The sequence below is a fragment of the Alicyclobacillus sendaiensis NBRC 100866 genome (assembly GCF_001552675.1).
Classification (GTDB): domain Bacteria; phylum Bacillota; class Bacilli; order Alicyclobacillales; family Alicyclobacillaceae; genus Alicyclobacillus; species Alicyclobacillus sendaiensis.
On the sequence record NZ_BCRQ01000143.1, the window covers coordinates 1 to 796 of the forward strand.

Annotated in this window: 1 protein-coding gene; it reads left to right on the plus strand. The window is 55.9% G+C overall.

Features of this window, described 5'->3' with window-relative positions; translation table 11 throughout:
• Positions 1-751, plus strand: a 751-nt coding sequence (gene tnpC, locus AS26_RS13630; RefSeq protein ID WP_157068527.1) for an IS66 family transposase, incomplete at its 5' end; no start/stop codon positions are given.
• Positions 752-796: the final 45 nt, after the last annotated feature.

Below are 796 nucleotides of genomic sequence, written 5' to 3' on the forward strand. Positions count from 1 at the left end.
CCGGAGCGGTATGGACGGACCGCCTGTGGTGCTGTACGACTACCAAGAGACGCGGAATGCAGAACATCCGCAGCGGTTCTTGGCGGGATTTCAAGGTTATCTGCACGTGGATGGATACGCGGGCTATGAGGGCTTGCCGGATGTCACCCTTGTAGGATGTTGGGCGCATGCGCGGCGGAAATTTGACGAAGCCCTCAAGGCAGTGCCTCCCAAGGAGCGAAAGGGCAAGACGGCAGCGGAAGAAGGACTGTCCTTCTGCAACGGGCTGTACGCAGTGGAGAAGAAGCTGAAGAACGCAAGCGCAGAAGAGCGGCAACGTGTGCGGATGGCCAAAAGCAAACCCATCCTGGACGCGTTTTTGGCATGGCTTGAAAAGCAGGAACAGCAGGTGTTGCCGAAGAGCGCGTTAGGACGAGCGGTGAGCTATGTCCTGAAGCAGTGGCCCAAACTGATTCGGTACGTCGAAGACGGGCATTTGGAGATCGACAACAACCGGTGCGAGCGGTCATTGAAGCCGTTTGTGATCGGACGAAAGAACTGGCTTTTTGCCAATACGCCACGTGGAGCGCGGGCCAGTGCTGTGACATACAGCATCGTGGAGACAGCGAAGGAGAATGGACTGAATCCGACCGCGTATCTTATATATCTCTTTGAACGGATGCCGAATATGGACCTTCAGGATGAAGCGGCGTTCGAGGCATTGTTGCCTTGGTCCGAAGGGCTCTCTGAAGGGATTCGAGTGAGAAAATGAACATACGAAGGCCCTGCCCGATTGACGGCAGGGCATCTTCGTGAA